The 2,367-nt window shown below is 44.5% G+C and carries 1 protein-coding gene; it reads left to right on the top strand.

All coding sequences use genetic code 11. The annotated features are described in order from the left end of the window. Positions 1-30: 30 nt before the first annotated feature. On the top strand, positions 31-2,367 hold a 2,337-nt coding region (locus MFLO_RS13715), incomplete at its 3' end, for an Ig-like domain-containing protein (protein ID WP_241433678.1).

The following is a 2,367-nucleotide window of genomic DNA, read 5'->3' as shown; positions in this document are numbered from 1 at the left end:
GTCAAGCTGTAATGGCAACGGAAAATTGAAGTGATTGCTGAAAAAGACGGTATCACTTCAGACAAAGCTTCTACAACTGTTATTCAAGGCGCTCTTAAAACGCCAACAATTAATGGATTAACAACAAAAGATACACTAGTTACAGGTACAGCGGAACCGAATGCGGCGATCAGTATACGCATTCCGCAAGGAGACGGTTCATACCTCAGCTTCTCAGGTACGTCAGATGCAAGCGGCAACTATGCCATCATCATTCCAGCACAAGCTGCAGGGACAACGGTTGAAGCCGGTTCATCGAAAAATGGGCTTTCTTCTGCTAAAGCTTCGACAGTCGTTACGCAAGGTGACATCGCGGCACCAACAGTGAATACTGTTACGGATCAACAAACTGTAGTGACAGGGAAAACAGAACCGAATGCAACAGTGAAAGTAAAAATTCCACAAGCAGGTGGCGGTTCGTTAACTTTTGAAGGAACTTCGGATGCGAGCGGTAACTATTCGGTAACGATCTCCAAACAAGTCGCTGGAACGGTTATTGAAGTAACGGCTGAAAAAGGTGGTTTGACGTCTGCTAAAGGAACGACTACGGTAATTCGTACTGCGATTCCAGCTCCAACCATTAACGAAGTATCGGATAAAGATACGGTCGTAACTGGGAAAACAGAACCGAATGCGGATGTGAAATTATCGATCCCACAAGCAGGTGGCGGTTCACTGACATACACAGGCAAAGCAGATTCTAGTGGAAACTACACCATCACGATTCCGAAGCAAAAAGCCGGACAAGTAATTCAAGCCACAGCAACATTAGATGGCTTAACTTCACCTAGCACAAGTACAACGGTTGTCGACAAAACGGCACCTGATGCTCCAGTTCTTTTACCAATCAACGATCAACAAACAGTGGCAACAGGTACAGCGGAACCTTATGCAACTGTTGAACTGACAGTAGATGGCATGAAGATCGGAGAAGGGAAAGCGGGCTCTGATGGCAGCTTCTCGATTACAATTCCGAAACAAACTGAAGGTAAACAAGTTGTCGCAACAGCGAAAGATGCAGCAGGTAATGCGAGTACTCCTTCTTCAGTGATTGTAACTGGTACGAAACTTGCTACACCAACCATCAATACGGTGAGCGATAAAGATACGACTGTAACTGGGAAAACAGTAGCTGGTGCAACAGTGACACTAACGATCCCACAAACAGGCGGCGGATCGCTTACTTATACAGGAACGGCAGATGCAAGTGGTAATTATTCCATTGCCATTGCGAAGCAAAAAGCAGGTACTGTTATTTCGGCTGTAGCTACGCTTGGTTCGAAAACAAGTGATAAAGCTTCGACAACAGTGATTGATAAAACAGCTCCGGATGTGACTTTAAATGCTATCGCGGATGATCAAACGCTTGCAACAGGTCAAACTGAAGCGAATGCAGCGGTTAAAATCTATGCAAACGATGTATTGATTGCACAAGGAACTGCAGGTTCAAATGGTCAATACAGCATCACGATTCCGAAACAAGAAGCAGGCGTAATAGTTAAAGCAACTGCAACGGATGCAGCAGGCAATGTCAGTACACCAGCTTCTGTAACTGTTACAGCAACTGCTATTCCAACACCAACGATCAACACAGTAAGTGATAGCGATACGCTTGTAACTGGGAAGACAGAACCAAATGCGGATGTGAAACTCACTATTCCTCAACCAGGTGGAGGTTCACTCGTATACACAGGAAAAGCAGATGCAAGCGGCAACTATGCAGTTGCGATTGCGAAACAACCAGCTGGTACAGCGATTCAAGTAGTAGCAACAGTTGGATCAAAAACGAGCGCAACAGCTTCAACGATCGTTGTTGATAAGACAGCTCCTAACGTTACATTGAACGCTGTGAATGAAGACCAAACTTCTGTAACAGGTCAAACTGAAGCAAATGCTACAGTTAAAATCTATGCGAATGAAGTTTTAATTGCACAAGGAAAAGCAGGTGCAGATGGCAAATACACAATTACGATTCCTAAACAAGCAGCGGGAGTAACTGTGAAAGCTACTGCAACAGATGCAGCAGGTAATGTCAGCACACCAGCAAGCCAAGTGGTTACTTCTGTTCCACTGAAAGATCCAACGATTAATAAAGTGATTGACACAGATACTGTAGTAACTGGTACTGCAGATCCAAATGCAACCGTGACATTACGTATTCCGCAAAAAGATGGCTCGGCACTGGTTTATACAGGAACAGCTAATTCAAGCGGAAACTATTCGATTACCATTTCAAAACAAGCAGCTGGTACAGTTATCGAAGCAACTTCTTCGCTAAATGGCAAGACATCTAACACAGTTTCTACAACTGTTCAAGCTTCCCCAGTG

It is taken from the genome of Listeria floridensis FSL S10-1187, from assembly GCF_000525875.1.
In the GTDB taxonomy this organism is placed as follows: domain Bacteria; phylum Bacillota; class Bacilli; order Lactobacillales; family Listeriaceae; genus Listeria; species Listeria floridensis.
The sequence above is the reverse complement of the archived record's forward strand: the minus strand, read 5'-3'. Positions and strand labels throughout refer to the sequence as shown.